The organism is Streptomyces sp. NPDC096152, from assembly GCF_044763235.1.
Taxonomy (GTDB): Bacteria; Actinomycetota; Actinomycetes; order Streptomycetales; family Streptomycetaceae; genus Streptomyces.
The window spans coordinates 66,462-89,432 of sequence record NZ_JBIWFW010000007.1; the positions used below are offsets into that span (position 1 = coordinate 66,462).

General features: G+C 69.9%; 25 protein-coding genes, 1 tRNA gene and 1 pseudogene. 13 read left to right on the plus strand and 14 right to left on the minus strand.

Annotated elements, in window-relative coordinates:
- Positions 1–10 precede the first annotated feature (10 nt).
- Positions 11–772: a phosphoglyceromutase gene (locus ACIQ9G_RS23610; protein WP_403612813.1), complete on the plus strand. Its 762-nt coding sequence runs from the start codon at positions 11–13 to the stop codon at positions 770–772.
- A gap of 190 nt (positions 773–962) precedes the next feature.
- Here the strand turns inward: ACIQ9G_RS23610 and ACIQ9G_RS23615 are convergent, their stop codons facing one another.
- The 5 genes from ACIQ9G_RS23615 to ACIQ9G_RS23635 all read right to left on the minus strand — a co-directional run bounded on the left by ACIQ9G_RS23615 (position 963) and on the right by ACIQ9G_RS23635 (position 4,445).
- Entirely contained in the window at positions 963–1,922 is a 960-nt protein-coding gene (locus ACIQ9G_RS23615) for a hypothetical protein (RefSeq protein ID WP_403612815.1), read from the minus strand.
- Between the two features lie 359 nt (positions 1,923–2,281).
- Positions 2,282–2,677 carry a hypothetical protein gene (locus tag ACIQ9G_RS23620; RefSeq protein ID WP_403612816.1) on the minus strand — a complete coding sequence of 132 codons (396 nt, stop codon included), beginning with the start codon at positions 2,675–2,677 and terminating at the stop codon, positions 2,282–2,284.
- A 271-nt stretch (positions 2,678–2,948) separates the two neighbouring features.
- Positions 2,949–3,533, minus strand: coding sequence for a sulfocyanin-like copper-binding protein (locus tag ACIQ9G_RS23625; RefSeq protein WP_403612818.1), 585 nt, complete (start codon positions 3,531–3,533; stop codon positions 2,949–2,951).
- On the minus strand, positions 3,530–3,814 hold the full coding sequence (locus tag ACIQ9G_RS23630) for an SHOCT domain-containing protein (protein WP_403612821.1): 285 nt from the start codon (positions 3,812–3,814) through the stop codon (positions 3,530–3,532). The genes ACIQ9G_RS23625 and ACIQ9G_RS23630 overlap by 4 nt, the downstream gene beginning before the upstream one ends.
- A 124-nt stretch (positions 3,815–3,938) precedes the next feature.
- On the minus strand, positions 3,939–4,445 hold the full coding sequence (locus tag ACIQ9G_RS23635) for a GNAT family N-acetyltransferase (RefSeq protein ID WP_403612824.1): 507 nt from the start codon (positions 4,443–4,445) through the stop codon (positions 3,939–3,941).
- 260 nt (positions 4,446–4,705) lie between these two features.
- Here ACIQ9G_RS23635 and ACIQ9G_RS23640 point away from each other — a divergent pair, with 260 nt between their 5' ends.
- Positions 4,706–5,062: a carboxymuconolactone decarboxylase gene (locus ACIQ9G_RS23640; protein WP_403612827.1), complete on the plus strand. Its 357-nt coding sequence runs from the start codon at positions 4,706–4,708 to the stop codon at positions 5,060–5,062.
- 112 nt (positions 5,063–5,174) lie between these two features.
- Here the strand turns inward: ACIQ9G_RS23640 and ACIQ9G_RS23645 are convergent, their stop codons facing one another.
- Positions 5,175–5,330 (minus strand): hypothetical protein, encoded by a 156-nt coding sequence (locus ACIQ9G_RS23645; protein ID WP_392194230.1) that lies wholly within the window; start codon positions 5,328–5,330, stop codon positions 5,175–5,177.
- A 218-nt stretch (positions 5,331–5,548) separates the two neighbouring features.
- Positions 5,549–6,241, minus strand: a complete 693-nt coding sequence (gene phoU, locus ACIQ9G_RS23650; protein ID WP_392194229.1) for a phosphate signaling complex protein PhoU — start codon at positions 6,239–6,241, stop codon at positions 5,549–5,551.
- A gap of 222 nt (positions 6,242–6,463) precedes the next feature.
- Between phoU and ACIQ9G_RS23655 the strand changes: the two genes are divergently transcribed.
- Both ACIQ9G_RS23655 and ACIQ9G_RS23660 read left to right on the plus strand, forming a co-directional pair.
- On the plus strand, positions 6,464–7,717 hold the full coding sequence (locus ACIQ9G_RS23655; protein ID WP_403612830.1) for a sensor histidine kinase: 1,254 nt from the start codon (positions 6,464–6,466) through the stop codon (positions 7,715–7,717).
- Positions 7,714–8,394 (plus strand): response regulator transcription factor, encoded by a 681-nt coding sequence (locus ACIQ9G_RS23660; RefSeq protein WP_010358452.1) that lies wholly within the window; start codon positions 7,714–7,716, stop codon positions 8,392–8,394. The genes ACIQ9G_RS23655 and ACIQ9G_RS23660 overlap by 4 nt, the downstream gene beginning before the upstream one ends.
- A gap of 88 nt (positions 8,395–8,482) precedes the next feature.
- On the opposite strand, the gene ACIQ9G_RS23665 is transcribed toward ACIQ9G_RS23660, so the two are convergent.
- Positions 8,483–9,175, minus strand: a complete 693-nt coding sequence (locus tag ACIQ9G_RS23665; RefSeq protein ID WP_403612834.1) for a DUF461 domain-containing protein — start codon at positions 9,173–9,175, stop codon at positions 8,483–8,485.
- Positions 9,176–9,842: 667 nt separating this feature from the next.
- On the opposite strand from ACIQ9G_RS23665, the gene ACIQ9G_RS23670 reads away from it, so the two are divergent.
- From ACIQ9G_RS23670 to ACIQ9G_RS23700, 7 genes are all read left to right on the plus strand, one after another.
- Positions 9,843–10,325 (plus strand): CarD family transcriptional regulator, encoded by a 483-nt coding sequence (locus ACIQ9G_RS23670; RefSeq protein WP_003953493.1) that lies wholly within the window; start codon positions 9,843–9,845, stop codon positions 10,323–10,325.
- A 333-nt stretch (positions 10,326–10,658) separates the two neighbouring features.
- The gene (gene ispD, locus ACIQ9G_RS23675; protein ID WP_403612837.1) at positions 10,659–11,423 is read left to right on the plus strand and encodes a 2-C-methyl-D-erythritol 4-phosphate cytidylyltransferase; all 765 of its coding nucleotides are present in this window, start codon (positions 10,659–10,661) and stop codon (positions 11,421–11,423) included.
- Positions 11,413–11,925: a 2-C-methyl-D-erythritol 2,4-cyclodiphosphate synthase gene (gene ispF, locus ACIQ9G_RS23680; protein ID WP_403612840.1), complete on the plus strand. Its 513-nt coding sequence runs from the start codon at positions 11,413–11,415 to the stop codon at positions 11,923–11,925. Before ispD ends, ispF begins: the two co-directional genes overlap by 11 nt.
- Before the next feature lie 57 nt (positions 11,926–11,982).
- The gene (locus ACIQ9G_RS23685; protein ID WP_403612842.1) at positions 11,983–12,387 is read left to right on the plus strand and encodes a PPOX class F420-dependent oxidoreductase; all 405 of its coding nucleotides are present in this window, start codon (positions 11,983–11,985) and stop codon (positions 12,385–12,387) included.
- A 121-nt stretch (positions 12,388–12,508) separates the two neighbouring features.
- Complete coding sequence (gene cysS, locus ACIQ9G_RS23690) at positions 12,509–13,909, plus strand: cysteine--tRNA ligase (RefSeq protein ID WP_403612845.1); 1,401 nt, start codon at positions 12,509–12,511, stop codon at positions 13,907–13,909.
- Between the two features lie 98 nt (positions 13,910–14,007).
- Entirely contained in the window at positions 14,008–14,949 is a 942-nt protein-coding gene (rlmB, locus tag ACIQ9G_RS23695; RefSeq protein WP_403612847.1) for a 23S rRNA (guanosine(2251)-2'-O)-methyltransferase RlmB, read from the plus strand.
- 141 nt (positions 14,950–15,090) lie between these two features.
- On the plus strand, positions 15,091–16,902 hold the full coding sequence (locus tag ACIQ9G_RS23700) for a DoxX family membrane protein (RefSeq protein ID WP_403612850.1): 1,812 nt from the start codon (positions 15,091–15,093) through the stop codon (positions 16,900–16,902).
- Between the two features lie 350 nt (positions 16,903–17,252).
- On the opposite strand, the gene ACIQ9G_RS23705 is transcribed toward ACIQ9G_RS23700, so the two are convergent.
- From ACIQ9G_RS23705 to ACIQ9G_RS23715, 3 genes are all read right to left on the minus strand, one after another.
- Positions 17,253–17,984 carry an NDP-sugar synthase gene (locus ACIQ9G_RS23705; RefSeq protein WP_403612853.1) on the minus strand — a complete coding sequence of 244 codons (732 nt, stop codon included), beginning with the start codon at positions 17,982–17,984 and terminating at the stop codon, positions 17,253–17,255.
- Positions 17,985–18,226: 242 nt separating this feature from the next.
- Complete coding sequence (locus ACIQ9G_RS23710; RefSeq protein WP_403612855.1) at positions 18,227–18,697, minus strand: hypothetical protein; 471 nt, start codon at positions 18,695–18,697, stop codon at positions 18,227–18,229.
- Positions 18,698–18,949: 252 nt separating this feature from the next.
- Entirely contained in the window at positions 18,950–20,086 is a 1,137-nt protein-coding gene (locus ACIQ9G_RS23715; RefSeq protein WP_403612857.1) for an ABC transporter ATP-binding protein, read from the minus strand.
- Positions 20,087–20,318: 232 nt separating this feature from the next.
- Here ACIQ9G_RS23715 and ACIQ9G_RS23720 point away from each other — a divergent pair.
- Positions 20,319–20,392 (plus strand) — tRNA-Thr (locus tag ACIQ9G_RS23720).
- Positions 20,393–20,439: 47 nt separating this feature from the next.
- Here the strand turns inward: ACIQ9G_RS23720 and ACIQ9G_RS23725 are convergent.
- Positions 20,440–20,835 (minus strand): annotated as a pseudogene (locus ACIQ9G_RS23725) (tyrosine-type recombinase/integrase); the annotation flags it as partial.
- Positions 20,836–20,938: 103 nt separating this feature from the next.
- Between ACIQ9G_RS23725 and ACIQ9G_RS23730 the strand changes: the two are divergent.
- The gene (locus ACIQ9G_RS23730; RefSeq protein WP_403612860.1) at positions 20,939–21,604 is read left to right on the plus strand and encodes a YdcF family protein; all 666 of its coding nucleotides are present in this window, start codon (positions 20,939–20,941) and stop codon (positions 21,602–21,604) included.
- 258 nt (positions 21,605–21,862) lie between these two features.
- Here the strand turns inward: ACIQ9G_RS23730 and ACIQ9G_RS23735 are convergent, their stop codons facing one another.
- A complete protein-coding gene (locus ACIQ9G_RS23735; protein ID WP_403612861.1) occupies positions 21,863–22,258 on the minus strand; it encodes a hypothetical protein in 396 nt (131 codons plus the stop codon).
- 63 nt (positions 22,259–22,321) lie between these two features.
- Positions 22,322–22,888 carry a hypothetical protein gene (locus ACIQ9G_RS23740; RefSeq protein ID WP_403612864.1) on the minus strand — a complete coding sequence of 189 codons (567 nt, stop codon included), beginning with the start codon at positions 22,886–22,888 and terminating at the stop codon, positions 22,322–22,324.
- Positions 22,889–22,971: the final 83 nt, after the last annotated feature.

A 22,971-nucleotide genomic window follows, 5' to 3' on the forward strand; every position in this document is an offset into this window, starting at 1 on the left:
GCTCTGAGGCATGGCCGACGCACCGTACAAGCTGATCCTCCTCCGCCACGGCGAGAGCGAGTGGAACGCGAAGAACCTGTTCACCGGCTGGGTGGACGTCAACCTGAACGAGAAGGGCGAGAAGGAGGCAGTCCGCGGTGGCGAGCTCCTGAAGGACGCCGATCTCCTCCCCGACGTGGTCCACACGTCCCTCCAGAAGCGCGCGATCCGCACCGCGCAGCTCGCGCTGGAGTCCGCCGAGCGGCACTGGATCCCGGTCCACCGCTCCTGGCGCCTGAACGAGCGCCACTACGGCGCCCTGCAGGGGAAGGACAAGGCGCAGACCCTCGCGGAGTTCGGCGAGGAGCAGTTCATGCTGTGGCGCCGCTCCTACGACACCCCGCCGCCGCCGCTCGAGGACGGCACGGAGTTCTCCCAGTCCGACGACCCGCGCTACGCCTCCATCCCGCCGGAGCTGCGCCCGAGGACGGAGTGCCTGAAGGACGTCGTCTTCCGGATGCTCCCGTACTGGTACGACGGCATCGTCCCGGACCTGCTGGCCGGCCGCACGGTCCTCGTCGCCGCCCACGGCAACAGCCTGCGCGCCCTGGTCAAGCACCTGGACGGCATCTCGGACGCCGACATCGCGGGACTGAACATCCCGACCGGCATCCCCCTCTTCTACGAGCTGGACGCCGACTTCAAGCCCGTCACCCCCGGCGGCCGCTACCTCGACCCCGAGGCGGCCGCGGCGGCGATCGAGGCGGTCAAGAACCAGGGCAAGAAGAAGTAAGCAGAGCTGATCAAGCCCCCTGCCTGCGGTTTTTCCGCCGGCAGGGGGCTTGTCGCTGTGCTGGGGCCGTCTCTGGGCCGCGAGCTGCTGACCGGGCCGTCAGGCGGCAGGACCGGGGGAGTGCGGTTCCGGCTCCGCAGGTTCACGGACTGCCCGACGGCAGGAAGCCCAGATCACTTCTCGCGTCACGTCAGGTTTTGTGACTTGAGCTCTTCTGGAACTCGCGTTCGGCTCCGCGTACGTTGTTCAGGACGTCCTTACCCTGTCGGTCCACCAGTCGCGTGACACTTTCTTGCAGTATGCCAAACAAGATCGCCCAGGCGATGATCTGCGGCCCGCTATCCAGGTTTGAAAGACCTGGAACGAAGCCACCGTGGATCAGGACGAGACCCATCAGTGCAGCCAAGGCTCCCACTGGGATCCGAAGAAGCACCAGCATCAAGGGGACCGAATACGGGGTAGACGTCCCTTGAATCCCTTTCAGGGAGACCGCCGCTGCGAAGGCCGCCGCAGCTGATCCGAACGCCATTACCATCAACATGTCCTGACCGGTTGCCGAGTTGCCGATCGGGCAGATTTGGGGCTTTGCCGGATCTGGTTTGAAGCAGATGTTCGACACGATCGTCGATGGAGAGAAAAATCCCCAAAAAATGAAAAGTCCAGCAATGACCGCTGTTGCCATCACGGACGCCAGCAGTATATTGCGAAAACTCCGAGCCTTCGCCCGCTCCTTTTCTTCTGCCATCTGAGCAGCCAGCAGCGTGGTGATGGCGAGTTCACGCATGTCTTCGGTGAGCCTGTGGCCGTTGCTCCGGAGTTGCGCCTCTAGCCTGGCGCGCCGAGGATCTTCGCCGCCCAGATGCTGTCGGGCGTTCGCCAGCACGAATGGTCCCAATTCGCCCAGTTCCCCCTCGGGGGTCAGGCGAATAAGTTTCGTTTCCGCCCTGTGTATATTGGCGAATGCTCGATCGATATCGGCTCCGGTGATTATGGCCCATAGATTCTTCTTGCGATCTGCCGCCTGCCGTGCAGCGTTGAGGTGCGTTTCAATCTTTGCGGCGATCTCCACCTCGTGCGGCGCAAGTCCGTGAGGGTTGAGCGACTTGATCCGGTTGAGCTGACACTGCAATTCTGCAATGTGTGCAACCATGCGCTGCCACCATGAGGACCTGGCGTATCCAGCCACATCATTATCCGGGTCCAGCGCAGCCTTCCTGGTAAATGGCATGACTGACCTCCCGGCAATCCCGGAGGTTAATCGGAGTCCGTCTCTGTCGCCACGCCCGCGCGCTGCTCGGTACACAGCATTCTAAGCGTGCTGGGGCCTAGGTGCATGTCGAAGGCGCTGCAATGTAGTCGATTATTCAAGCGTCGAGAGGTTGAACAATCGAAAGGTGAGGAATTTACGAAATGGCGGCAGATGCATTGCGAGAGGGTGGTGTCGAAGCCTCGCGAGGCCCGGACGGCGTCCGTGCCGCAGCACCGGTTGGCCTGCGGCAGTTGCTCCGGTCAGGCGGGCGCGGGCATGAAGCCGCCGCGGGTGGTGCCCGAGGACAGCAGGGCTGACCAGTCGAGTGCCTCGGGCAGGTGTTCCAAAGACAGGACCACTGCTCCGCCGGCCTGCTCGGCATCCGCGCACCAGTCGCCCATGCCGCTCGGTGCCGTGCCCTCGTCGGCCCCGCCGACCACCGGCGCGGCGAGGGCGGGGACGACGAGCCCGTGGTCCCCAGGTCCGTCCACGACGCACAGGGTGAGTCGAGGAACGATGCTCCAGCCCTCGCACAACGGCACCGCCCCGTCCGGCGCGGTCAGGAGCGGCAGGGCATCGTGGACGGGCGCGGCGGCCAGCAGAAGCACGGGCGTGGCACCACGGACGAACAGAGTTTTCTCAGGATCCAGCAGCACGGGACCACTCTCGCAGGCCGGGGCATCGGGACGGCAGGGGGGCCGACAATCCGTTTCAGGATTCGATGAGGCTTCGTGCCCCAGGTACGTACGCCAGACGTGCCCGCCGTGCGGCCCGCTGAAGCAACGTGACCTCGACTGGCGGAAGCGCGCGGTGTGCCCCCGGCAGATGGCCGGGGGCACACTGACTCCTCCGCCGGGCAGCCGTGAGCGCACAGCCGCAAGGGGCTTACGTTTCTCCACGGGCCACAGGCGGCCCCGAGCCGGGGTGTCAGCGGGTGGCGTCGAGTTCGGTGTACATGCCGGACGCGTAGTGGCCGGGGAAGTTGCAGACCAGTTCGTAGCGGCCGGGCGCGAGGGTCAGGGTCGTCCAGCCTCGGGTGCCGGGGGCGATGCCGTCGCCGGTGCCCGCGCCGCAGGTGCGGGAGGCCTCGCCGCGGCTGCCCGTCTCGGCGATCCGCAGGTCGGAGCCGATGGCCCGGTTGCCCGCGGACTGGCCGGCCAGCAGGGGCAGGACGACGACCTCGTGGGCGAGCCGTCCCGCGTTGAACACCCGCAGCGTCACCTTCCCGGCCGGGACCGTCGCCGGGTGGACGGTCAGGTTCATCATGCGCATGCCGTGCCTGGGGCCCGGACCGGGCCCCATGTGCCCCATGTCGCCGGCGAGCACGTCGACCGTGCGGGCGCCCGGCGCGGGGGGAGCGCACCGTCCCCCGTGCGCCCTCCAGGACGAGGGGCCCATGGAGGGGAAGGGGTGGGTGGCGGCCAGCAGCACCGTCGAGGCGATGCCCAGGACCAGGGCGGCGGCCGCCGCGGCCACGACCTGCCACACCCCCGGGCGGCGGCGCGTGCTCACCGGTGCTCCCGCAGCAGCGTGAGGCGGCGCTTGTACTCCTCCTCGTCGATCTCCCCGCGGGCGAAGCGCTCGGCGAGCAGGTCCTCCGCCCGGCGGTTCCCCCAGCCCTGTTCACCGGGGGCACCGGACTGTGTGGGCGGGCCGGACTGCTGATGGCGGCAACCGCCGAAGTAGCGCGCCAGCGCGACGATACCGGCGATCACCAGCGCCCAGAACAGCACCATGAACGCTGCCATGATGAACCAGCCGCCCCAGCCCCATCCGCCGTCGTACCACATCATGACGATCACTTCTTCCGGCCGATTCCGGATTTCCGATCTCCGGTTTCCAGGATGGGGCGGCGGCGCCTCGCCGGGAGTGGGCCATCGTTCCCCGGCCCAGGGCCGGACGGCCCTCCAGCGGGCGTCAGACGACCGTATGGCTGCGGCGCTCGATCAGGACGACGTCGCGCCATACACCGTGGTGCCGGCCGATGCGTTCACGCGTGCCGATGACACGGAACCCGGCCTTCTCGTGCAGGGCGAGGCTGCCGGTGTTCTCGGGGAAGACGCCCGACTGGATGGTCCAGACGCCCGCCGCCTCGGTCGAGTCGATCAGGGCGTTCAGCAGGATCAGGCCGGTGCCGCGGCCGCGGGCGTCGGGGTGGACGTACACGGAGTGCTCGACGACGCCCGCGTACGCGCCCCGGTCCGACACCCGGGTCGCGGCGACCCAGCCCAGGACACGGCCCGTCCCGGCCACGGCGACGTACCGGTGGCCGGGCAGCTTGGCGGCGTCGAACTGCTCCCAGGTGGGCGGCGCCGTCTCGAAGGTCGCGTCGCCCTCCTCGATGCCGAGCCGGTAGATCGCCAGGACCTCGTCGGCGTGCTCGGGGCCCATCGCCACGACACGCGCTCCCGCCGGGGCCGTCATGCCCGCTCCGCCGGGGCGGTCTCGTCGATGTTCGTCATCCGCCCATGGTGAGGTCCCAGCGGGAGCGCATGCAAAGGCCCGTGTCGGCGGGCATCCACCCTGAAGGGTCCATCCGTTTCGGAGGGTGATTCACCCGGATGGCCCGGCATGCGGGGTGCTCAACTGCTGCTTACGGTGGAAATGCCAGTCGCCGGCGTGTGAGGGGCCCCGTTCCGCGGGGCGCGCGTGCCGGCTCAGCACGCCCGGAAGGCGGCTCCACCATGACCACCAGCTCGGACACCCCTGTTCTCGACACCCTCGCCGCCATGACCATCGACTCGCTCGAACGCTGCGGCCTGGACGAGAGCACACTCATCTGCACCCGGATCGCCGCCCTCGCGGCGATGGACGCACCGGCCGTCTCCTACCTCGCCCACGTCGGTCCGGCCGTGCGGGCCAACCTGACGGTCGAGCAGGTGCAGGACGTCCTCGTGGCGGTCGCCCCCGTCATCGGGACGGCGCGCGTGATGGCCGCGGCCGGCCACATCACCAAGGCCCTCGGCTTCACCATCGCCCTGGCCGACGCCGAGGCGCAGGCCATGGCGGAGGCCGAGGCCCAGAGCCGCGGCAAGGGCTGACTCGCGGGTCCGTCACCGTGGAGACGGCAGGGCCCCGGCGTATCCACGTGCGCCGGGGCCCTGTACGGCGTATGTGCGTCAGGTGCGTACGCACGAGCCGTCGGTCGTTCCGTCAGCCGCACTGGCAGGGGCCGCCCGACTGGCAGCCGCAGCCGCAGCCCGAGCCGCAGCCGCAGGCGCCGAAGAGCGGGAGGCTCCTGATCTCGGTGGGCTGCTCGGTCTCGCGTTCCTGCGTGGGGTCGGGCGTGGTGCTGGGGGAATCGGCCATGGGTCCTCCTAGAGGCTGGTGCCTGTGCCCATTGGACGCCCACCGCACTGGGCGCATCAACGGCGCACAGTGGCTCGCGCACGCCCAGCCACCACCCCTTCGCGCCTGTTCAGACCCGAGGAGTCCCGCGTCGGGCGGTCCCGCCGGGCTCCGGGGCAGCCCGCGCCGAGCCCGGGAAAGCCCTCCGAGCACCCCGGGCCAGGCAGCCCCCTCGGCTCTCAGGCCCCCTCGACCCCCGCCACCGGCGGGATGTCCGCGGCCTGGATCTCGTCCGCGTGCTCGCCCGTCACCAGGTACACGACGCGCTTGGCCACCGCGACCGCGTGGTCGGCGTAACGCTCGTAGTAGCGGCCGAGCAGGGTGACGTCGACGGCGGTCTCGATGCCGTGCTTCCAGCGGTCGTCGATCAGGTGCTGGAAGAGGGTGCGGTGGAGCAGGTCCATCTCGTCGTCGTCCTGCTCCAGCTGGAGCGCGAGGTCGACGTCCTTGGTCACGATCACCTCGGCCGCCTTCGCCATCAGGCGCTGCGCGAGCTGGCCCATCTCCAGGATCGTCGCGTGCAGGTCCTGCGGGACCGCGCGCTGCGGGAAGCGCAGCCGGGCGAGCTTCGCCACGTGCTGGGCGAGGTCGCCCGAGCGCTCCAGGTCGGCGGACATGCGCAGCGACGTGACGACGATCCGCAGGTCGGTGGCGACCGGCTGCTGGCGCGCCAGCAGGGCTATGGCCTTGGCCTCCAGGTCGTGCTGGAGTTCGTCGACCTTCTTGTCGGCCTCGATCACGCTCTCGGCCAGCTTGAGGTCGGAGTCGAGGATGGCCGTGGTGGCGCGCCCGATCGCCGACCCGACCAGCCGGGCCATCTCCACCAGACCGTCGCCGATCGAGTCCAGTTCCTCGTGGTACGCGTCCCGCATCAGGGTTTCCCTCTCGTGCGTCTTCGTTCGGGGTTCGGGGCCGGAGCCCCTGGTCGAACCAGCGGTACGAACCCCACGCTCCCACGTTCCGGCCCGTACGCGTCCGTTTCCGACCTCCCAAATGAACCAATACTGGCTCCAAGGTGAACTCTGGGCGACGAGTGTTCGAGCTCGCACTCGGACGGCTGTGGTCACCTCGCACGCCATGCCTAACCTGGATGCATGGACGTGAACGCGGCGGTCGCCGCAGCGGCAGCGATCGCCGGTGTGCTCACCGGTGTGATCGCCATGCTGGCGTTCCGCTGGAGCGAGCGCGAGCAGAAGCGCCCGACTCGTACTTCCCTGCACACCGACGCGGTGCTCCCGCCCGGAGTGGACACCGTGCTGTCCGTTCTGCGCTCCTCCGCCGTCGTCCTCGACGAGGCCGACGGCGTCGTGAAGGCGAGCTCCGCCGCGTACGCCCTCGGGCTGGTCCGCGGCGGCAAGCTCGCCGTCGAGCCCATGATCCAGATGACGCGGGACACCCGGCGGGACGGCGAGATACGCCAGGTGGAACTGGACCTTCCGCGGCGCGGGACCGGACGCGGCGAGGCCCTGGCGGTCTCCGCCAGAGTCGCCCCCCTGGGCTCGCGGCTGGTCCTCCTGCTCGTGGAGGACCTCACGGAGGCCCGCCGTATCGAGGCCGTGCGCCGCGACTTCGTCGCCAACGTCAGCCATGAGCTCAAGACCCCCGTCGGCGCGCTCTCGCTGCTGTCCGAGGCCGTCATGGACGCCTCCGACGACCCGGAGGCCGTGGAGCGGTTCGCCGGGCGCATGCAGATCGAGGCGACCCGGCTCACCAACCTGGTGCAGGAGCTCATCGACCTGTCCCGGGTGCAGAACGACGATCCCCTCGAGGACGCCGAGCCGGTCCGCGTGGACGAACTGGTCGCCGAGGCCGTCGACCGCTGCCGGCACCAGGCCGGCGCCAAGCAGATCACGATGGCTGCCGGGGGCACCGCCGACCTGCATGTGTGGGGCAACCGCGGCCAGCTCGCCGCCGCGCTCGGCAACCTCGTCGAGAACGCCGTCAACTACTCCCCGGCCCGCACCCGTGTCGGCATCGCCGCCCGCACGGTGACCTCGCCCGGCGGGGACATGATCGAGATCGCCGTCACCGACCAGGGCATCGGCATCTCGGACAGGGACAAGGAGCGCATCTTCGAGCGCTTCTACCGCGTCGACCCGGCCCGCTCCCGCGCCACCGGCGGCACCGGCCTGGGACTGGCGATCGTCAAGCACGTGGCCGCCTCGCACGGCGGGGAGGTCACGGTGTGGAGCGCCGAGGGCCAGGGTTCCACCTTCACCCTGCGGCTGCCGGAGGCGGCTGCGGCCCGCGACCGTGCACAGCAGCACCCCGACCTCGACGACGAGGCCGGGCAGTCCACCGAGTCATCCCCGTACGCTTCGCTTCCCGCCCCGGAGGTCCTTCCGTGACCCGAGTGCTCGTCGTCGAGGACGAGGAGTCCTTCTCCGACGCCCTGTCGTACATGCTCCGCAAGGAGGGCTTCGAGGTCGCCGTCGCGGCGACCGGGCCCGACGGACTCGACGAGTTCGAGCGCAACGGCGCCGACCTCGTCCTCCTCGACCTGATGCTGCCGGGCCTGCCCGGCACCGAGGTGTGCCGTCAGCTGCGCGGCCGCTCCAACGTCCCCGTGATCATGGTGACCGCCAAGGACAGCGAGATCGACAAGGTCGTCGGGCTGGAGATAGGAGCCGACGACTACGTCACCAAGCCCTTCTCCTCCCGTGAGCTGGTCGCCCGGATCCGTGCCGTGCTGCGCCGCCGCGGCGAGCCGGAGGAGGTCACCCCGGCCGCGCTGGAGGCCGGTCCGGTCCGGATGGACGTCGACCGGCACGTGGTCACCGTCTCCGGCTCCAAGGTCGACCTGCCGCTGAAGGAGTTCGACCTGCTGGAGATGCTGCTGCGCAACGCCGGGCGCGTGCTGACCCGGATGCAGCTCATCGACCGGGTCTGGGGCGCGGACTACGTGGGCGACACCAAGACCCTGGACGTCCACGTCAAGCGCCTGCGCGCCAAGATCGAGCCGGACCCGGGCGCCCCGCGCTACCTGGTGACGGTCCGCGGCCTCGGCTACAAGTTCGAGCCGTAGACCGCGTCCGGGACCCCGTGCCCGTACGAACGCCGAAGGGCGGCACCCTCGCGGAGAGGGTGCCGCCCTTCGGCGTTCGTCCTGAGACTCAGTTGCCGGCCGCGGACTGCGAGGCCGAGTCGCTCGGGGTCGCGGTGGCGCCGGCGGACTCCGACGCCGCCGGCGAGGCGGCCGACGACTTCGAGGGCTTCGACGGCCGGCCGGACTCCGACGCCGACTCGGAGGCGGACGCCGACGGCGAGCCCGTGGCACCCGGCGCCGCCGGGATGTTGCTCGGGCCCCACTTGTCGAAGTAGCTCACGGCCGGGACGACGAAGGCGCGCAGGCTCACGTCACCGGTCTTGCTGAAGCTGAAGGTCAGCTGCTGCGCGTTGCCGTTCTGGACGGCCGTGCCCGGGTCGGTCAGCGCGGCCGACGCGTTGCCCTTGCCGCCGATGACCAGGTAGCCGCCCGCCGGGACGACCAGCTTGCTCTTGCCCTTCGCGGGCGTGAGCTGGGCGGTGCCGTTGCCGCCGACGCGGACCGAGTCCAGCGTCTGGTCGGTGCTGCCGGAGTTGAAGAGCGTCGCGGAGACGACGGCCGGGCCCTTCGTCTGCGAGGTGTCCGGCTGCGTGATGACCACCGCGTTCTGGATCGCGATGTCGCCGACCTTGGTGGCCGCGTTGTCGGGCTTTACCTGGAGCGTCTGGGCGTTGTTGCCGGCGCCGCACGCGGCGAGCGAGGCGATCGAGAACGCGATGGCGGCGGCGGCGAGGGCGCCGCGTCGAAGGCTGCTGCTCACGGCGGCGGCAACTCCTTGAACGTGGGCGGTACAGGGCGGCTCCCTTATAAAGCCACCCTAAGTGTCTGTCAGCGGCCTTAGGTTACCGAGCCGTTCCCGGGCCTTCGCACCCGACCCGCCCCTATGGCCGCCAGGGTGCTCCGGGACCGCCCGAACTCACCCTCTGTCCCCCTGGTCGCCACGCTCACATGTGACTCCCCAGTCACATTGGTCGTGTGCCGACCCTCCATTCACATAAGTCCCAGTGGTACGGCCCCCGCGCCGCGGGCCGGGATTATCCGTGCGGGAAAGCGGGGCGGCTCCCGGTAATTGATCACCGCCGTTCCGCCGCGCTTGTGACGGCGGTCGTGATCAATTCCGGAATCGTCCGGGACGCGACTCGTCTCACCGAACGGAGTAGCGGAAGTCGAGCATCTGGAACCGGACAAATCGGGATGTTCAGCCGTTTGGAGGGGCCGCCGGATGTGTGTAACGTACGGGTTTCACTCCGCGTGAAGTACCCCTCCGACCTGCGAATACCTGCTTCCTCTTGGCGCGTCCGACCCTCCCGAAGCACGTCCCTGTTGCTGTTGTCAAGCCCCGAGATATGCCCTGACCTGCGAAAACGCCATTCAGAAGACGCCGTATCCGTGTTACCCTGGATAGCCACGGAAGGGGTACCTGTCACATGACGTTCAAGGTTGGCGACACCGTGGTCTATCCCCATCACGGGGCCGCGCTGATCGAGGCTATCGAAACTCGCCAGATCAAAGGCGTGGACAAGACCTACTTGGTGCTGAAGGTCGCCCAGGGTGACCTGACGGTGCGTGTGCCAGCGGACAATGCGGAGTTCGTCGGCGTGCGTGATGTGGTCGGTCAGGACGGGCTGGACCGGGTCTTCGAGGTGCTACGCGCTCCGTACGCCGAGGAGCCCACGAACTGGTCGCGTCGTTACAAGGCGAATCTGGAGAAGCTCGCATCCGGCGACGTCATCAAGGTCGCGGAAGTCGTGCGTGACCTGTGGCGCCGCGAGCGCGAGCGCGGGCTCTCCGCCGGTGAGAAGCGCATGCTCGCCAAGGCCCGCCAGATCCTGGTGAGCGAACTCGCTCTCGCGGAGAACACCAACGAGGACAAGGCCGAGGCCCTGCTCGACGAGGTTCTCGCGTCCTGACGCGAGGCACGTCCTGACGCGAGGCTGCGACACCCGCCTCAGATCAGCACACTGCGATGCCGCGGTGCCCGATGACACATCTCCAGTCGCCGGGCGCTGCGGCATGTTCGTACCCGCGCGCATGACGCAGACGTCCTACGACGACGCCCACGTCCCCCACAACGGGGGAAAGCCCCCGCTACTGTCGTGCCGGGCCCGGACGAGCGGCTCGACCGGGGTCACGGAAGGGTCCGGTCAAGGCGTCGCGCCCGGCACGTCCCCCGGCCGGCGGCCGGGGGTGCTGCCTGTGGCCATACCCACGTAGGCCGAGCACACAAACCTGAACAGGAACCGATGTCTGACGATTCGCGCCCTTCGCCGGCGGGCGGCCCGCGGGTGACGCCCGTCGCCGCCGTGATCCCGGCCGCCGGCCGCGGGGTACGCCTCGGTCCGGGCGCCCCGAAGGCGCTCCGCACGCTGGGCGGCACGCCGATGCTCGTCCACGCGGTGCGCGCCCTGGCCGCCTCCCGCGCCGTCTCCCTCGTCGTGGTCGTCGCCCCGCCCGACGACGCCGCCGAGGTGAAGTCCCTGCTGGACGCCCACGCGCTGTCCGACTGGACCGACGTCCTCGTCGTCCCCGGCGGCGAGTCGCGCCAGGAGTCCGTCAGGCTCGGCCTGGAGGCGCTGCCGCCCGGCCACGACGTCGTCCTCGTGCACGACGCGGCCCGACCGCTGGTGCCCGTCGACACCGTCGACGCGGTCATCGAGGCGGTACGGGACGGGGCGCGGGCCGTCGTCCCGGCGCTCCCGCTCGCGGACACCGTCAAGCAGGTCGAGCCCGCGACGGAGCCCGGTGCGCCCGAGCCGGTCGTCGCGACGCCGGACCGGTCGCTGCTGCGCGCCGTGCAGACCCCGCAGGGCTTCGACCGGGCGACCCTGGTCCGCGCCCACGAGACGGTCACCGACGACGTCACCGACGACGCGAGCATGGTCGAGCAGCTCGGCGAGCGGGTGGTGGCCGTGCCCGGCCACGAGGAGGCCTTCAAGGTCACCCGCCCCCTCGACATGGTCCTGGCGGAGGCGGTCCTGGCCCGCAGGAGGCTGAACGATGGCTTCTGAGACCCCCGCCGGCTTCGCGGAGGCGCCACTGCCGCAGGTTGGCATCGGCACCGACATCCACGCCTTCGAGGAGGGCCGCGAGCTGTGGTGCGCGGGCCTGAGGTGGGAGGGCGAGGGACCCGGGCTGGCCGGGCACTCCGACGCCGACGTCGTCGCGCACGCCGCGTGCAACGCGCTGTTCTCGGCCGCCGGGCTCGGCGACCTCGGGCACCACTTCGGCACCGGCCGCCCCGAGTGGTCGGGGGCGTCCGGGGTCGTCCTGCTGACCGAGGCGGCGCGGATCGTACGCGCGGCCGGGTTCCGGATCGGGAACGTCGCGGTGCAGGTCGTCGGCCCCCGGCCGAAGATCGGCAAGCGGCGGGACGAGGCGCAGAAGCTCCTGTCCGAGGCGGCCGGCGCGCCGGTGTCCGTCTCCGGCGCGACGACGGACGGGCTCGGCTTCCCGGGCCGCGACGAGGGGCTGATGGCGGTGGCCACGGCGCTCGTGGTGCGGGTGCGCTGAGGGCGTGCGAGGGTACCCGGAGAGTCACCGCCGACCGAGATCTCCGGAGGTACCCCCATGTCCGCCGCTCTGTCCGACCGGCTCAAGGCTCTCCTCGACAGCCCCGTCTTCGTCGTCGTGGGCACCCTCCAGCCCGACGGCAGCCCGCAGATGTCGCCGGTCTGGGTGAAGCGGGACGGCGACCAGCTCCTGTTCTCCACCACCGTGGACCGCCGCAAGAAGAAGAACCTGGACGCCGACCCCCGGGTCGACGTCGTCGTCCTGGACCCGCGCTCTCCCTACGAGTACGCCGAGATCCGCGGGTCCGTGGAGATGACCACGCGGGGCGGCCGGGAACTCATCGACGAACTCTCCGTGAAGTACACCGGCAAGGAGTACGCGGAGTTCAACCCGGCCTCGGTGCGGGACGCGGAGCGGGTGGTCGTGCGGATCACCCCGCGCAAGGTCGTCGGGAGCCTGTGAGGGGCACCGCGAGCGCCCCGCCGGAGCCGGCGCGGCGCTGTGAGGCGGGCGACGTCACGAAACGGTGGCCACGCGCGGGAAGGGGCATGGGGCACTGCCCGGCGCCCACTACCCTGGAGTGGTGACTATTCGCCTGTACGACACCAGCGCCCGGCAGATCCGTGACTTCACCCCGCTCCGGCCGGGCTGCGTCTCGATCTACCTCTGTGGCGCCACCGTGCAGGCGGCACCGCACATCGGGCACATCCGCTCGGGGCTCAACTTCGACATCATGCGCCGCTGGTTCGCGTACCGCGGCTACGACGTGACGTTCATCCGCAACGTCACGGACATCGACGACAAGATCATCGCCAAGTCGCACGAGCAGCACCGTCCGTGGTGGTCGATCGGCTACGAGAACGAGCGCGCCTTCGACGACGGCTACACCGCCCTCGGCTGCCTGCCGCCCACCTACGAGCCCCGCGCCACCGGCCATGTGCCGGAGATGGTCGAGATGATGCAGACGCTCATCGACCGCGGGCACGCCTACGCGGCCGACGGCAACGTCTACTTCGACGTGCGCTCCTATCCGGGCTACCTGGAGCTGTCCCGCCATGAGCTGGACAACCTCCAGCAGCCCTCGGGCACGGGGGAGAGCGGCAAGCGCGACTCGCGCGACTTCGCGATGTGGAAGAGCGCCAAGCCGGGCGAGCCCTCCTGGCCCACGCCGTGGGGCCGGGGCCGGCCGGGCTGGCACCTGGAGTGCTCGGCGATGGCGCACAAGTACCTCGGCTCCGCCTTCGACATCCACGGCGGCGGCCTGGACCTGATCTTCCCGCACCACGAGAACGAGATCGCCCAGGCCAAGGCCTTCGGCGACGAGTTCGCCCGCTACTGGGTGCACAACGCCTGGGTGACCATGGCCGGCGACAAGATGTCCAAGTCGCTCGGCAACTCCGTGCTGGTCGCGGACATGGTCAAGCAGTGGCGCCCCATCGTCCTGCGCTACTACCTCGGCACCCCGCACTACCGCTCGATGATCGAGTACAGCGAGGAGTCGCTGCGCGAGGCCGAGTCGGCGTTCGCGCGGATCGAGGGCTTCGTGCAGCGCGTGGTGGAGAAGGCCGGGGGAGTGGTCGAGCCGGCCACCGAGGTCCCGCTCGCCTTCGCCGAGGCGATGGACGACGACCTGGGTGTCCCGCAGGCGCTGGCCGTCGTGCACACCACCGTCCGGCAGGGCAACTCCGCGCTGGCCGCCGACGACAAGGAGGCCGCCGTGGCCCGGCTCGCCGAGGTGCGCGCCATGCTCGGCGTCCTCGGTCTCGACCCGCTGGATGCGCACTGGGCCGGCGAGGGCGACCGCGGCGAGGACCTGCACGGGGCGGTCGACACACTGGTCCGGATGGTGCTGGACCAGCGCGAGGCCGCTCGCGCCCGCAAGGACTGGGCCACCGCGGACGCCATCCGCGACCAGCTCAACCAGTCCGGACTGGTCATCGAGGACAGCCCGCAGGGACCGCGCTGGAGCCTCGGCCCCCGCTGATCCCGCTTCGAGCGGTTGATCGATTGTGCCGCCCGGCCTTCCGAGCGGCACACTGCATAGACGTACGCATTCGAACGCAACACAGAGACAGGTAGGTCATGGCCGCGAACAACCGTCGCATGTCCGGCAAGAAGGGCGCGCAGGTCGGCAGTGGCGGCCAGCGGCGCCGGGGTCTGGAGGGCAAGGGCCCCACGCCCCCCGCCGAGATGCGCAAGGGACACGCCAAGCAGCGCGCCGCCGCGTCGAAGGTCCGCCGCACCCAGGGGCGCCCGCAGCAGCGCCGCGGCGGCGGCCGCTCCACCTCCGAACTGGTCGTCGGCCGCAACCCGGTCGTGGAGGCGCTGCGCGAGGGCGTGCCCGCCTCGACCCTCTACGTCCAGCAGTTCATCGACAACGACGAGCGGGTCCGCGAGGCGCTCCAGCTCGCGGCCGAGCGCGGCGGCATCAACCTCATGGAGGCCCCGCGCCCGGAGCTGGACCGGATGACGAACGGGCTCAACCACCAGGGACTCGTCCTCCAGGTCCCGCCGTACGAGTACGCCCACCCCGAGGACCTCGCCGAGGCCGCCTACGACGAGGGCGCGGACCCGCTGATCGTCGCCCTGGACGGGGTGACCGACCCGCGCAACCTGGGCGCCGTCGTCCGCTCGGTGTCCGCCTTCGGCGGCCACGGCGTCGTCGTGCCGGAGCGGCGCGCGGCCGGCATGACCGCCGGTGCCTGGAAGACCTCCGCCGGTACGGCGGCCCGGACGCCCGTCGCCCGCGCCACCAACCTGACGCGCGCGCTGGAGGCGTACAAGAAGGCGGGCATCACGGTGGTCGGTCTCGCCGCGGACGGCGAGGTCGAGCTGGGCGACCTGGAGGCCCTGGGGGGCCCGGTCGCCATCGTGGTCGGCAGCGAGGGCAAGGGGCTGTCCCGGCTCGTCGGCGAGACCTGCGACTTCCGGGTGCGGATCCCGATGCCCGGCGGCGCCGAGTCGCTCAACGCCGGTGTGGCGGCGGGCATCGTGCTGTACGAGGCGGCCCGCAGGCGCGCCTGAACCGGTCGGCGCCGGGTGGCCGAACGGGAGTCCGTCCGGTCACCCACCCGGGTAAATCAGGGCGAGCGGTACAACCTTGACGCGGTCCGGACAGTTCCGGCCGGGTCAAGGCAGTGTCCTAACTCCACATCACTCGGTTAGATGAGTGTGGACACCAGAACACCCCGCACACCCACGGGGGACCGCTCGTCGGGAATCGACGACGCTCCCGCGCTGAGCATGGTGAAGGTGCCGAGCGATCCGGCGCAGGTCATCGTCAACCACGCCAGTTTCCGCGTGCAGTTGGGCGCCGCGACGCGGCGTATCCAGTCCGCGCGCGTCGCCCGCCACCCGAGCGCCACGGATGACCCCTTCCGGGTGCCCGTGGCCGGCACGGCCCGCCGCGCCGGGGCCGCCGCCCACCGCCGTCCGGTCGTCTGGAGCGGCAGGTCCGCGCCCGACGACACCGGCGCCCACCGGCTGCTGCAGGCCGCGCGGAGCGGGAGCGTCCGGCACTCCGACGAGCCGTCCGCCGCCGCCGGGGCGACCCGGGTCATCCCCCGCATCGGCGTCGACCAGGACTACGGCCGCCAGGGCTACGGCCGCGACGGGTACGGCGATCCGGACCAGACCGTCGAGACCCCCGTCGTGGGCGCCCAGCGCACGCCCGGGACCGGCGGGACCCGGCTCCTGCCGCACATGCGCACCGTCGGCAGCGCGTACGACGATCCCGCCTACGACGATCCCGCCTACGGAGACCCGGCGTACGGTGATCCCGCCTACGGAGACCCGGCGTACGGCAACTCGGCGTACGGGGAAACGCCGTACGGCGGGTCGCCCTACGGCGATCGCGCCTACGCCGGCCCCGGTCACGCCGAACCCGGCTACGACCAGGACGACTTCGCGGACGACGACCTCGACGAGCCGGCCGAGGACGAGTTCGGCCGGGGCCGGCGGCACGCCGACGACCCGGCCCGGCACGCCTACTATCCGGGGCGCCGGATGAACCTCGGGGTGGTCCTGCTCCCTCTGAGGATCTTCCTCGGCTTCATCTCCGTCTACGCCGGCATGGGCAAGCTGTGCGACCCGCTCTACTTCGACGGGGGCAGGCGCGGCTCGATGGTGAAGTGGCTCAACACCCTGCACCCGTGGGAAGTGGCCGAGCCGCTGCGCCAGTTCGCGCTCCACCACCCGGTCGGCTCCGGGCTCGTCATCGCCTTCCTGCAGGTCGTCGTCGGCGTCCTGACGGTGCTGGGCTGCTGGCAGCGGGTCGCCGCGATCGGCGGTGCGCTGCTCTCGGCCGCGCTCATCGTCACCGTCAGCTGGAAGACGGTGCCCGCCTACGACGCCCCCGACATCATCTACCTCGCCGCCTGGTCGCCGCTGATCATCGCCGGCGCCCCCGTCTACTCGGTCGACGGCCGTCTCGCCGCCTCCGCCTGGCGGCGGCTCGGGCCGCGCTCCGACATCTGGGAGCTGCGTCAGTTCGTGCTGCGCCGGGGCGCCCTGCTCACCCTCGTCGTCGCCGGGCTCACGCTGCTCGTCGGGTCGCTGCTCGGCGGCGCGGTGCGGGACGCCGGCCGGGTGGTCGTGCCCGGCCCCGGCGAGGCCCCGCGCAACGAGCTGCCCGGCTCGCCGCTCCCGCAGGAGCCCGGGCAGCGGCAGAAGAAGGCGCCGTCGGCCTCCACCTCGCCGACCCGCGACGGCTCGTCGGCCGGCCCGTCCGGCGGCCCGGCGACCACGCCGGGCTCGGCCCGCGAGAGCGGTACCGCCACCGGCGGTTCGCCCAGCGAGACCCAGGGCACCGGCCAGACCCCGCCGCGGCACTCCGCCCCGGTCCAGCAGGCCCCCAGCACCAGCTCGGGCCCGACCTCCGGCGGCTCCGCGACCGGCGGCACGGGCTCCGACGCAGGCCAGGGTTCCACCGGCACCTCCTCCGGCCAGCCGGGCCTGGTGGGCGGCCTTCTGGGCTAGGGGGCTCCGTCCGGATCAGCCCGGGTCCGCGACGCCCGGAACGGCACCTCGCCGCGTTGTCGGCCCACCCGAGTACATCCAGTAGGCCCACCCGAGTACATCCAGTACGCGGGCAGTCCTCCGCCTTGCGATGTTCCCCCACAGCCTGAACGGCGTGGGAGGTGCCCCCAGTACCGGACGCCGCGGCATGATCCGACCCGATCCGCCGGACAGGCCCTACTCGTACCGAAGCACGCCGACGGGGTCCCGTACGCACGACGCGCGGGACCCCGTCGGCGTACGGGGCGACGAGGTCCCGGCAGCCCCGGCCGTGGCCTCACCCGAGCTCCGGGGGCCCGCGGGGATGAGGGTCAGCGGTTCAGGGCGGCGAGTTCCTTCGCGGCCTCGGTGAGGTCCTTCGCGGTGTCGATGGCGCGCCAGTAGGCACCCTGGGGGAGGGGGAAGCCCGCCAGGCGGCGTTCGCGGGCCAGCCGGGGGAACGTCGTCCGTTCGTGGTCGCCGCGCTCCGGGAGCAGACCGGCGAACTCGGGGGCGAAGACGTAGACGCCGGCGTTGATCTCGACGGTGGACGGCGGTGCCTCGATGAAGTCCGTGATGTGGCCGAAGCCGTCCGTCTTCACGGCACCCCAGGGAAGGCGCGGGCGGGCCAGCGCGAGGGTCGCGACCGCGTCGCGCTCGGTGTGGAAGTCCGCCATGTCGCGTAGCGAGAAGCGGGTCCAGATGTCGCCGTTGGTGGCGTACCAGGGCTGATCGGGGTGCGGGAGATGAGCGGCGGCGAACTTCAGGCCGCCGCCGCGGCCGAGGGGCTCCGTCTCCACGACGGTGGTGACCTTGACGGGCAGGGCCGCCGACTTCAGCCAGGTCTGCAGGACCTCGGCGAGGTGGCCGCAGGAGACCACCACGTCCGTCACGCCCTCCTCGGCGAGCCAGGCGATCTGGTGGCCGATGATCGGAGTGCCCGTGCCGGGGATCTCGACCATCGGCTTGGGCCGGTCGTCGGTGTAGGGGCGCAGCCGGGAACCCTGGCCGCCGGCCAGGATGACGGCTTGAGTGGGGCGGGACGCCGCGTTCGGATGGGTCATGACCGAACTGTACGTGGGACCCCGCACGCCGCCTTCGTCCACGGCCGTTCCGTGTTCGGCGACCGCCCTCGCCCCCCTGCCGGGGCTCCCCGGCAGGGGGGCGAGGACGGGCGAAGGGCGGCGGTCGGCCGTGCCCGGCGTGCGGATGCGAGTGCCGTGCTTCCGTGCCCGTGTGCCGATACGGGTGCCGGTCGGCCGTGCCCGGTGTTCGGTGGTGCGCGGTCTTCAGGCGTGCGCGCCGGTCAGCTGTGCGCGGCGTTCAGCACGCCGGAGGCGAAGGACGTGTCGCACACCGGGCGCGCGTACGACTGCGCGTGCGCGGGTCCGTAGATGCGGACCGCGGCGCGGCCGAGGGCGCGGGCGATGGAGGAGCAGTGCCGGGCCAGCGACGGGCGCCCGTTGACGGCCTCCTGGAGATGGGTGAGCACGACGCCCGGGTCCTTCTCCTGGAGCTCCGTCATGAGCCGGTCGCGCAGCACGTCCTGCGGGGCGCGGGCGCGGGTGCGGGGGGAGACGCCGGTCACGGCGCCGGTCACGGCGGTGTCGGACGCGGTGAGCACCGAGTTCGAGGAGGCCCCCGACCAGTTGACTCGGGTGACCGCGAGGGTCCCGGAGAGCACCAGGACGACGGGCAGGACGAGGGCGAGGGAGCGGCCGATCCGGCGGGCGGGGCCCCGGCCGCGTCGCGTCTGTGGGGTGGTGGAGTGCTTCACGCGAGTGAGGGTAGCGCCCGGTAATGATTTGGCGACATTCAGTCACCTCTTCGGGGGATGGGGAGCCCTCCATCCCGGAGTGACGTGTTGACGCACGCTGCTCGAAACGTCCGGTGCGCCGGGGTATCTGGAGGGCACGGAGAAGGGCCCCGCGGCAGTTCGCGGGGCCCTTTTCGTCAACCTGGGTGAATTGCCCCGGGTTGTCGGGGGTTTCAACCCGAAGGTGTCACCCGGGAGCGGCAGTCACGCGTGTCAGTCGGAGAGGCGCTCGCCCGTGGAGGTCGAGAACACGTGGGTCTCGCCCGGCCGCGGCACGACGTGCAGCTGTGCGCCCTTCTCCGGCACCTGGCGGCCGTTGACGCGGACCACCAGGTCCTTACGCTCGCGGCCGACCTCGGCGGTGCCGTAGACGTAGCCGTCGGCGCCGAGCTCCTCGACCACGTTCACGGAGACGGCGAGACCGGCCGGGGCGTCCTCGGTGTCCTTCGACAGGGACGAGGCCGCGGCGCCGCCCAGCTCGACGACGTCGAAGTGCTCGGGGCGGACACCGACCGTCACCGTGCGGTCGCCCTTGTCGGCGGCGGCCTTGAGGGCCTCGCGGTTGACCGGGACGACGCTGTTGCCGAACTTCACGCCGCCGTCGGTGATCGGGACCTCGACCAGGTTCATGGCCGGGGAACCGATGAAGCCGGCGACGAAGAGGTTGGCGGGCCGGTCGTACATGTTGCGCGGGGTGTCGACCTGCTGGAGCAGACCGTCCTTGAGCACGGCCACCCGGTCACCCATCGTCATGGCCTCGACCTGGTCGTGGGTGACGTAGACGGTGGTGATGCCGAGCCGGCGCTGCAGCGACGCGATCTGCGTACGGGTGGAGACGCGGAGCTTGGCGTCGAGGTTGGACAGCGGCTCGTCCATGAGGAACACCTGCGGCTCGCGCACGATGGCGCGGCCCATGGCGACACGCTGGCGCTGACCGCCGGAGAGCGCCTTCGGCTTGCGGTCCAGGTACTCGGTGAGGTCGAGGATCTTCGCGGCCTCCTCGACCTTCTGCCGGATCTCCGCCTTGTTGACGCCGGCGATCTTGAGCGCGAAGCCCATGTTGTCGGCGACCGACATGTGCGGGTACAGCGCGTAGTTCTGGAACACCATGGCGATGTCCCGGTCCTTCGGCGGCAGGTGGGTGACGTCGCGGTCACCGATCCGGATGGCGCCGGAGTTGACGTCCTCGAGCCCCGCGAGCATCCGGAGCGAGGTGGACTTGCCGCAGCCGGACGGACCGACCAGGACGAGGAACTCGCCGTCCTCGATGTCGATGTTGAGCGCGTCGACGGCGGGCTTCTCGGAACCCGGGTAGATCCGGGTCGCCTTGTCGAACTGGACAGTGGCCATGGTGAATGGGCCCCCTTCTACCGGCAGGAACGTGCCGGACGATCCGTTGTAGGAAGGTGGTGGTCCACTACGGGCGGTGCCGTTGTGGTGTAGTCCACAAGGGTGAACTGGCACAGGACGCTACCTGGCGTCCACCTCGTCTGTCAGCACTCCGGGCCCTGTGACCTTCGTCGAAATTCTCGACGGCACGCTCGGGGGACCTGGGTACACTGCACGGGCACGTCCGTGCACTGCCTCCTTAGCTCAGCCGGCCAGAGCAACGCACTTGTAATGCGTAGGTCGTCGGTTCGAATCCGACAGGGGGCTCCCCTGAGATCCCAGGCCAGGTACTTCCTGACCTGGGATCTTGTGATTCAGCGCAGGCGGCGACGGCGGCGGGCACGGGCTGCCCTGCTGTCTCCGGTCTCAGTTCTGGTCTCATTCGGGGCCTCGGCCGGGGGCATGAAGGTGTCGCCCATGCGGCGCATCGCGTCCTTCGAGAGGTGCGAGCGCCCCTTCACGTACCGGCGGGTCTGACTGATCTGGGTATGGCGCAGGATCTCCATGATCGTAGGCATATCTACCCCCAGCTCATTCAGGATCGTGCCGGCGGTGTGTCGGCTGCCGTCGTACAGGCGCCGGTCGTCGATGCCGGCCTCCGCCAGGAGTTCCTTGAACTCCTGCCAGTCCTGTCGGGGGTCGAGCGGGCGGCCGTCCGGGCGCGTGAAGACGAGGCGGTGCTCCTGCCACAGCTCGCCGGCCGCCACGCGGGTACGTCCGCCGTAGGGATGCGTGCGAACAGCGTTTCCTGCATGTGGTCAATCTCGTCGACTTCAAGGTTCCCGACTCAGCTAAAGCGGGGGGCGAGAGCAAGTGATCTCAGCACAAGCATGGGCCGACGCTCAACGGCTCTGGGAGTTCCAGCAGATGAGCCACGAGCTGCGGCCATGCTCTGTCGCGATTGGACTCGGTAGTCATGACCTCGGAGTCGCGGACGTGGCCGCCGATCTATACCACCGCGGCATGATGCCGTTGATCGTGTTCACCGGGGCCACGAGCCGTACGACACGTGACCGCATGCCGCGCGGAGAGGCCGAGCACTATCGCGAACGAGCGATGGAGCTGGGGGTACCGGCCGATGCGATCCTCGTTGAGCCGCAGGCCCGGAACACGGGAGAGAACATCCGCTTCTCCCGCGCGTTGCTCGAAGAGCGCCGCGTTCCTGTGTCGTCCGTCCTGCTGATCAGCAAGCCGTATGAGGAACGACGGTCCTACGCGACCGCGCGCAAGCTGTGGCCTCAAGTCGAGTGGCTCTGCGCGTCCACACCCATGGCCCTCGCCGAGTATGTCGATTCCATCGGGGACGCACGGTTGGTGATCGACATGTTGGTCGGCGCGCAGCAGCGGCTCATGGTCTACCCACAGCAGGGGTTCATGATCGAGCAGAGCATTCCCGAAGAGGTGGCAGTAGCGTACGAACGCCTGCGCGACGGCGGCTTCACGAGCCGGCTCGTGCCGGACACCGCCGAGCGGAAGTGACGGCGCCAAGCGAGCCCGGCGAGTGGTGTAGTGGCCATCCTCCGGTCGGCATGGGACGCCGCAGAGCTATAGGTGCGAGTCACCGAGGTGTCGGTGCGGGAAACCGGCTGGTCTTGCGGACCGTTTCGATCAGCTGGGCCGAACCGGCCTGTGAGCGCATGGCGCAAGCCGGGCGGAATGGCCTGGTACGTTCGGGACGAGTACGGCACTGGCAACTCGCCAATCAGGCGGCTCGATAGCGAGGAAGAAGCACTGCCGTCAGCTGTGCCTGCCCTCCCGCCAATGCTTCCAGGCGTGCTCGTATTGCCCAATCACGCAGGACCATGTGCCGTTTGCGTTTGGATCTTCCCAAACGACCGCATCCGCCAGAATTTTCGGAGTGGCGGGTCGCTCGGTACCCGGAACTACGGGGAGCCCGACAGCATACATTTCAACATAGGCATCCGGGATCCTATAGGCCATTTCAAATAGAATTTCCACTTCGGGTGCCGAGGGGTTCACGGTGAAGCCCACGCCCATCCCTGATTTCTCTTGCAGTAGCACTTCCACATAACCTTCCCCGTCCGGCGCGGAGAATGTGATGGCGGGCGTTTCTTTCATGCCCATCGATAGGTCACGAAGAACGCGCCCGGAAAGTTCCTTCAGGTCTGACATGAGTGCATCCCCTGGCAGATAGAATAGGCGCCCCTCCATTGGTGGAGGGGCGCCTATTCTAGTTCAAATCAGCGTCACGGTGAAGGCGAAAACGGTCGTGATGTACTTTGTGCTTCTGCCGCTACGGAAGTGCTCGTTGACTGTGAGTACGTAGTGACTGGTGTTGACCCGGAACGACGAATGGACCAGGTAGTTCGCGCCTATGGAGGGATGGCTGTCAGAGTAGCCGAAACTGCGGCCGTTCCGAGTCGCCGTGGCACTCTCTGCCATTGGGCCAGTTGCCGTTGCGGCCACCCCCGCGTGGAGCTTCAGGCTCCATGCGAAAGTCATATGAGGGTCGTAATAGTGCACTTGCCCCGTGAAGTGCCCGTATTGCGAGTCACCCCTGAAGTCGGGCGCCTGCGGGCTAAAGTAGTGCGAGGCCCCCGGTATGCCTGACTTCTCTACCTTGGCCACTTTTCCGTCGATAACGGTCTTGGTCTCGGTGTGCTCATTCACGATGACCTTGACTGCGCGGAGCGGCTGCCGAGGGGCATCGCCTCCCTGCTCGGCCGCTGAAGCGGAGGCAGTCACCGACAACGCGGCAAGCATGGCAAGGCCGATAGCCGCCACTCGTTCTGCGATTTTCAATTTTTCTCCCCGAAGTGTCGTCTTGGTCAGAGCTCGACACAGAGAACCTATCGATCCCTAATGAAGATCTGCAATCGCCCCGG

Bases quoted from the DNA above. Each gene is read 5' to 3' on its own strand.
- ACIQ9G_RS23610 (WP_403612813.1), top strand. From the start codon at position 11: ATGGCCGACGCACCGTACAAGCTGATCCTCCTCCGCCACGGCGAGAGC.
- ACIQ9G_RS23615 (WP_403612815.1), bottom strand. From the start codon at position 1,922: ATGGTTGCACACATTGCAGAATTGCAGTGTCAGCTCAACCGGATCAAG.
- ACIQ9G_RS23630 (WP_403612821.1), bottom strand. From the start codon at position 3,814: ATGATGTGGTACGACGGCGGATGGGGCTGGGGCGGCTGGTTCATCATG.
- ACIQ9G_RS23635 (WP_403612824.1), bottom strand. From the start codon at position 4,445: ATGACGGCCCCGGCGGGAGCGCGTGTCGTGGCGATGGGCCCCGAGCAC.
- ACIQ9G_RS23640 (WP_403612827.1), top strand. From the start codon at position 4,706: ATGACCACCAGCTCGGACACCCCTGTTCTCGACACCCTCGCCGCCATG.
- ACIQ9G_RS23645 (WP_392194230.1), bottom strand. From the start codon at position 5,330: ATGGCCGATTCCCCCAGCACCACGCCCGACCCCACGCAGGAACGCGAG.
- phoU (WP_392194229.1), bottom strand. From the start codon at position 6,241: ATGCGGGACGCGTACCACGAGGAACTGGACTCGATCGGCGACGGTCTG.
- ACIQ9G_RS23655 (WP_403612830.1), top strand. From the start codon at position 6,464: ATGGACGTGAACGCGGCGGTCGCCGCAGCGGCAGCGATCGCCGGTGTG.
- ACIQ9G_RS23670 (WP_003953493.1), top strand. From the start codon at position 9,843: ATGACGTTCAAGGTTGGCGACACCGTGGTCTATCCCCATCACGGGGCC.
- ispD (WP_403612837.1), top strand. From the start codon at position 10,659: ATGTCTGACGATTCGCGCCCTTCGCCGGCGGGCGGCCCGCGGGTGACG.
- ispF (WP_403612840.1), top strand. From the start codon at position 11,413: ATGGCTTCTGAGACCCCCGCCGGCTTCGCGGAGGCGCCACTGCCGCAG.
- ACIQ9G_RS23685 (WP_403612842.1), top strand. From the start codon at position 11,983: ATGTCCGCCGCTCTGTCCGACCGGCTCAAGGCTCTCCTCGACAGCCCC.
- rlmB (WP_403612847.1), top strand. From the start codon at position 14,008: ATGGCCGCGAACAACCGTCGCATGTCCGGCAAGAAGGGCGCGCAGGTC.
- ACIQ9G_RS23700 (WP_403612850.1), top strand. From the start codon at position 15,091: ATGAGTGTGGACACCAGAACACCCCGCACACCCACGGGGGACCGCTCG.
- ACIQ9G_RS23705 (WP_403612853.1), bottom strand. From the start codon at position 17,984: ATGACCCATCCGAACGCGGCGTCCCGCCCCACTCAAGCCGTCATCCTG.
- ACIQ9G_RS23715 (WP_403612857.1), bottom strand. From the start codon at position 20,086: ATGGCCACTGTCCAGTTCGACAAGGCGACCCGGATCTACCCGGGTTCC.
- ACIQ9G_RS23735 (WP_403612861.1), bottom strand. From the start codon at position 22,258: ATGTCAGACCTGAAGGAACTTTCCGGGCGCGTTCTTCGTGACCTATCG.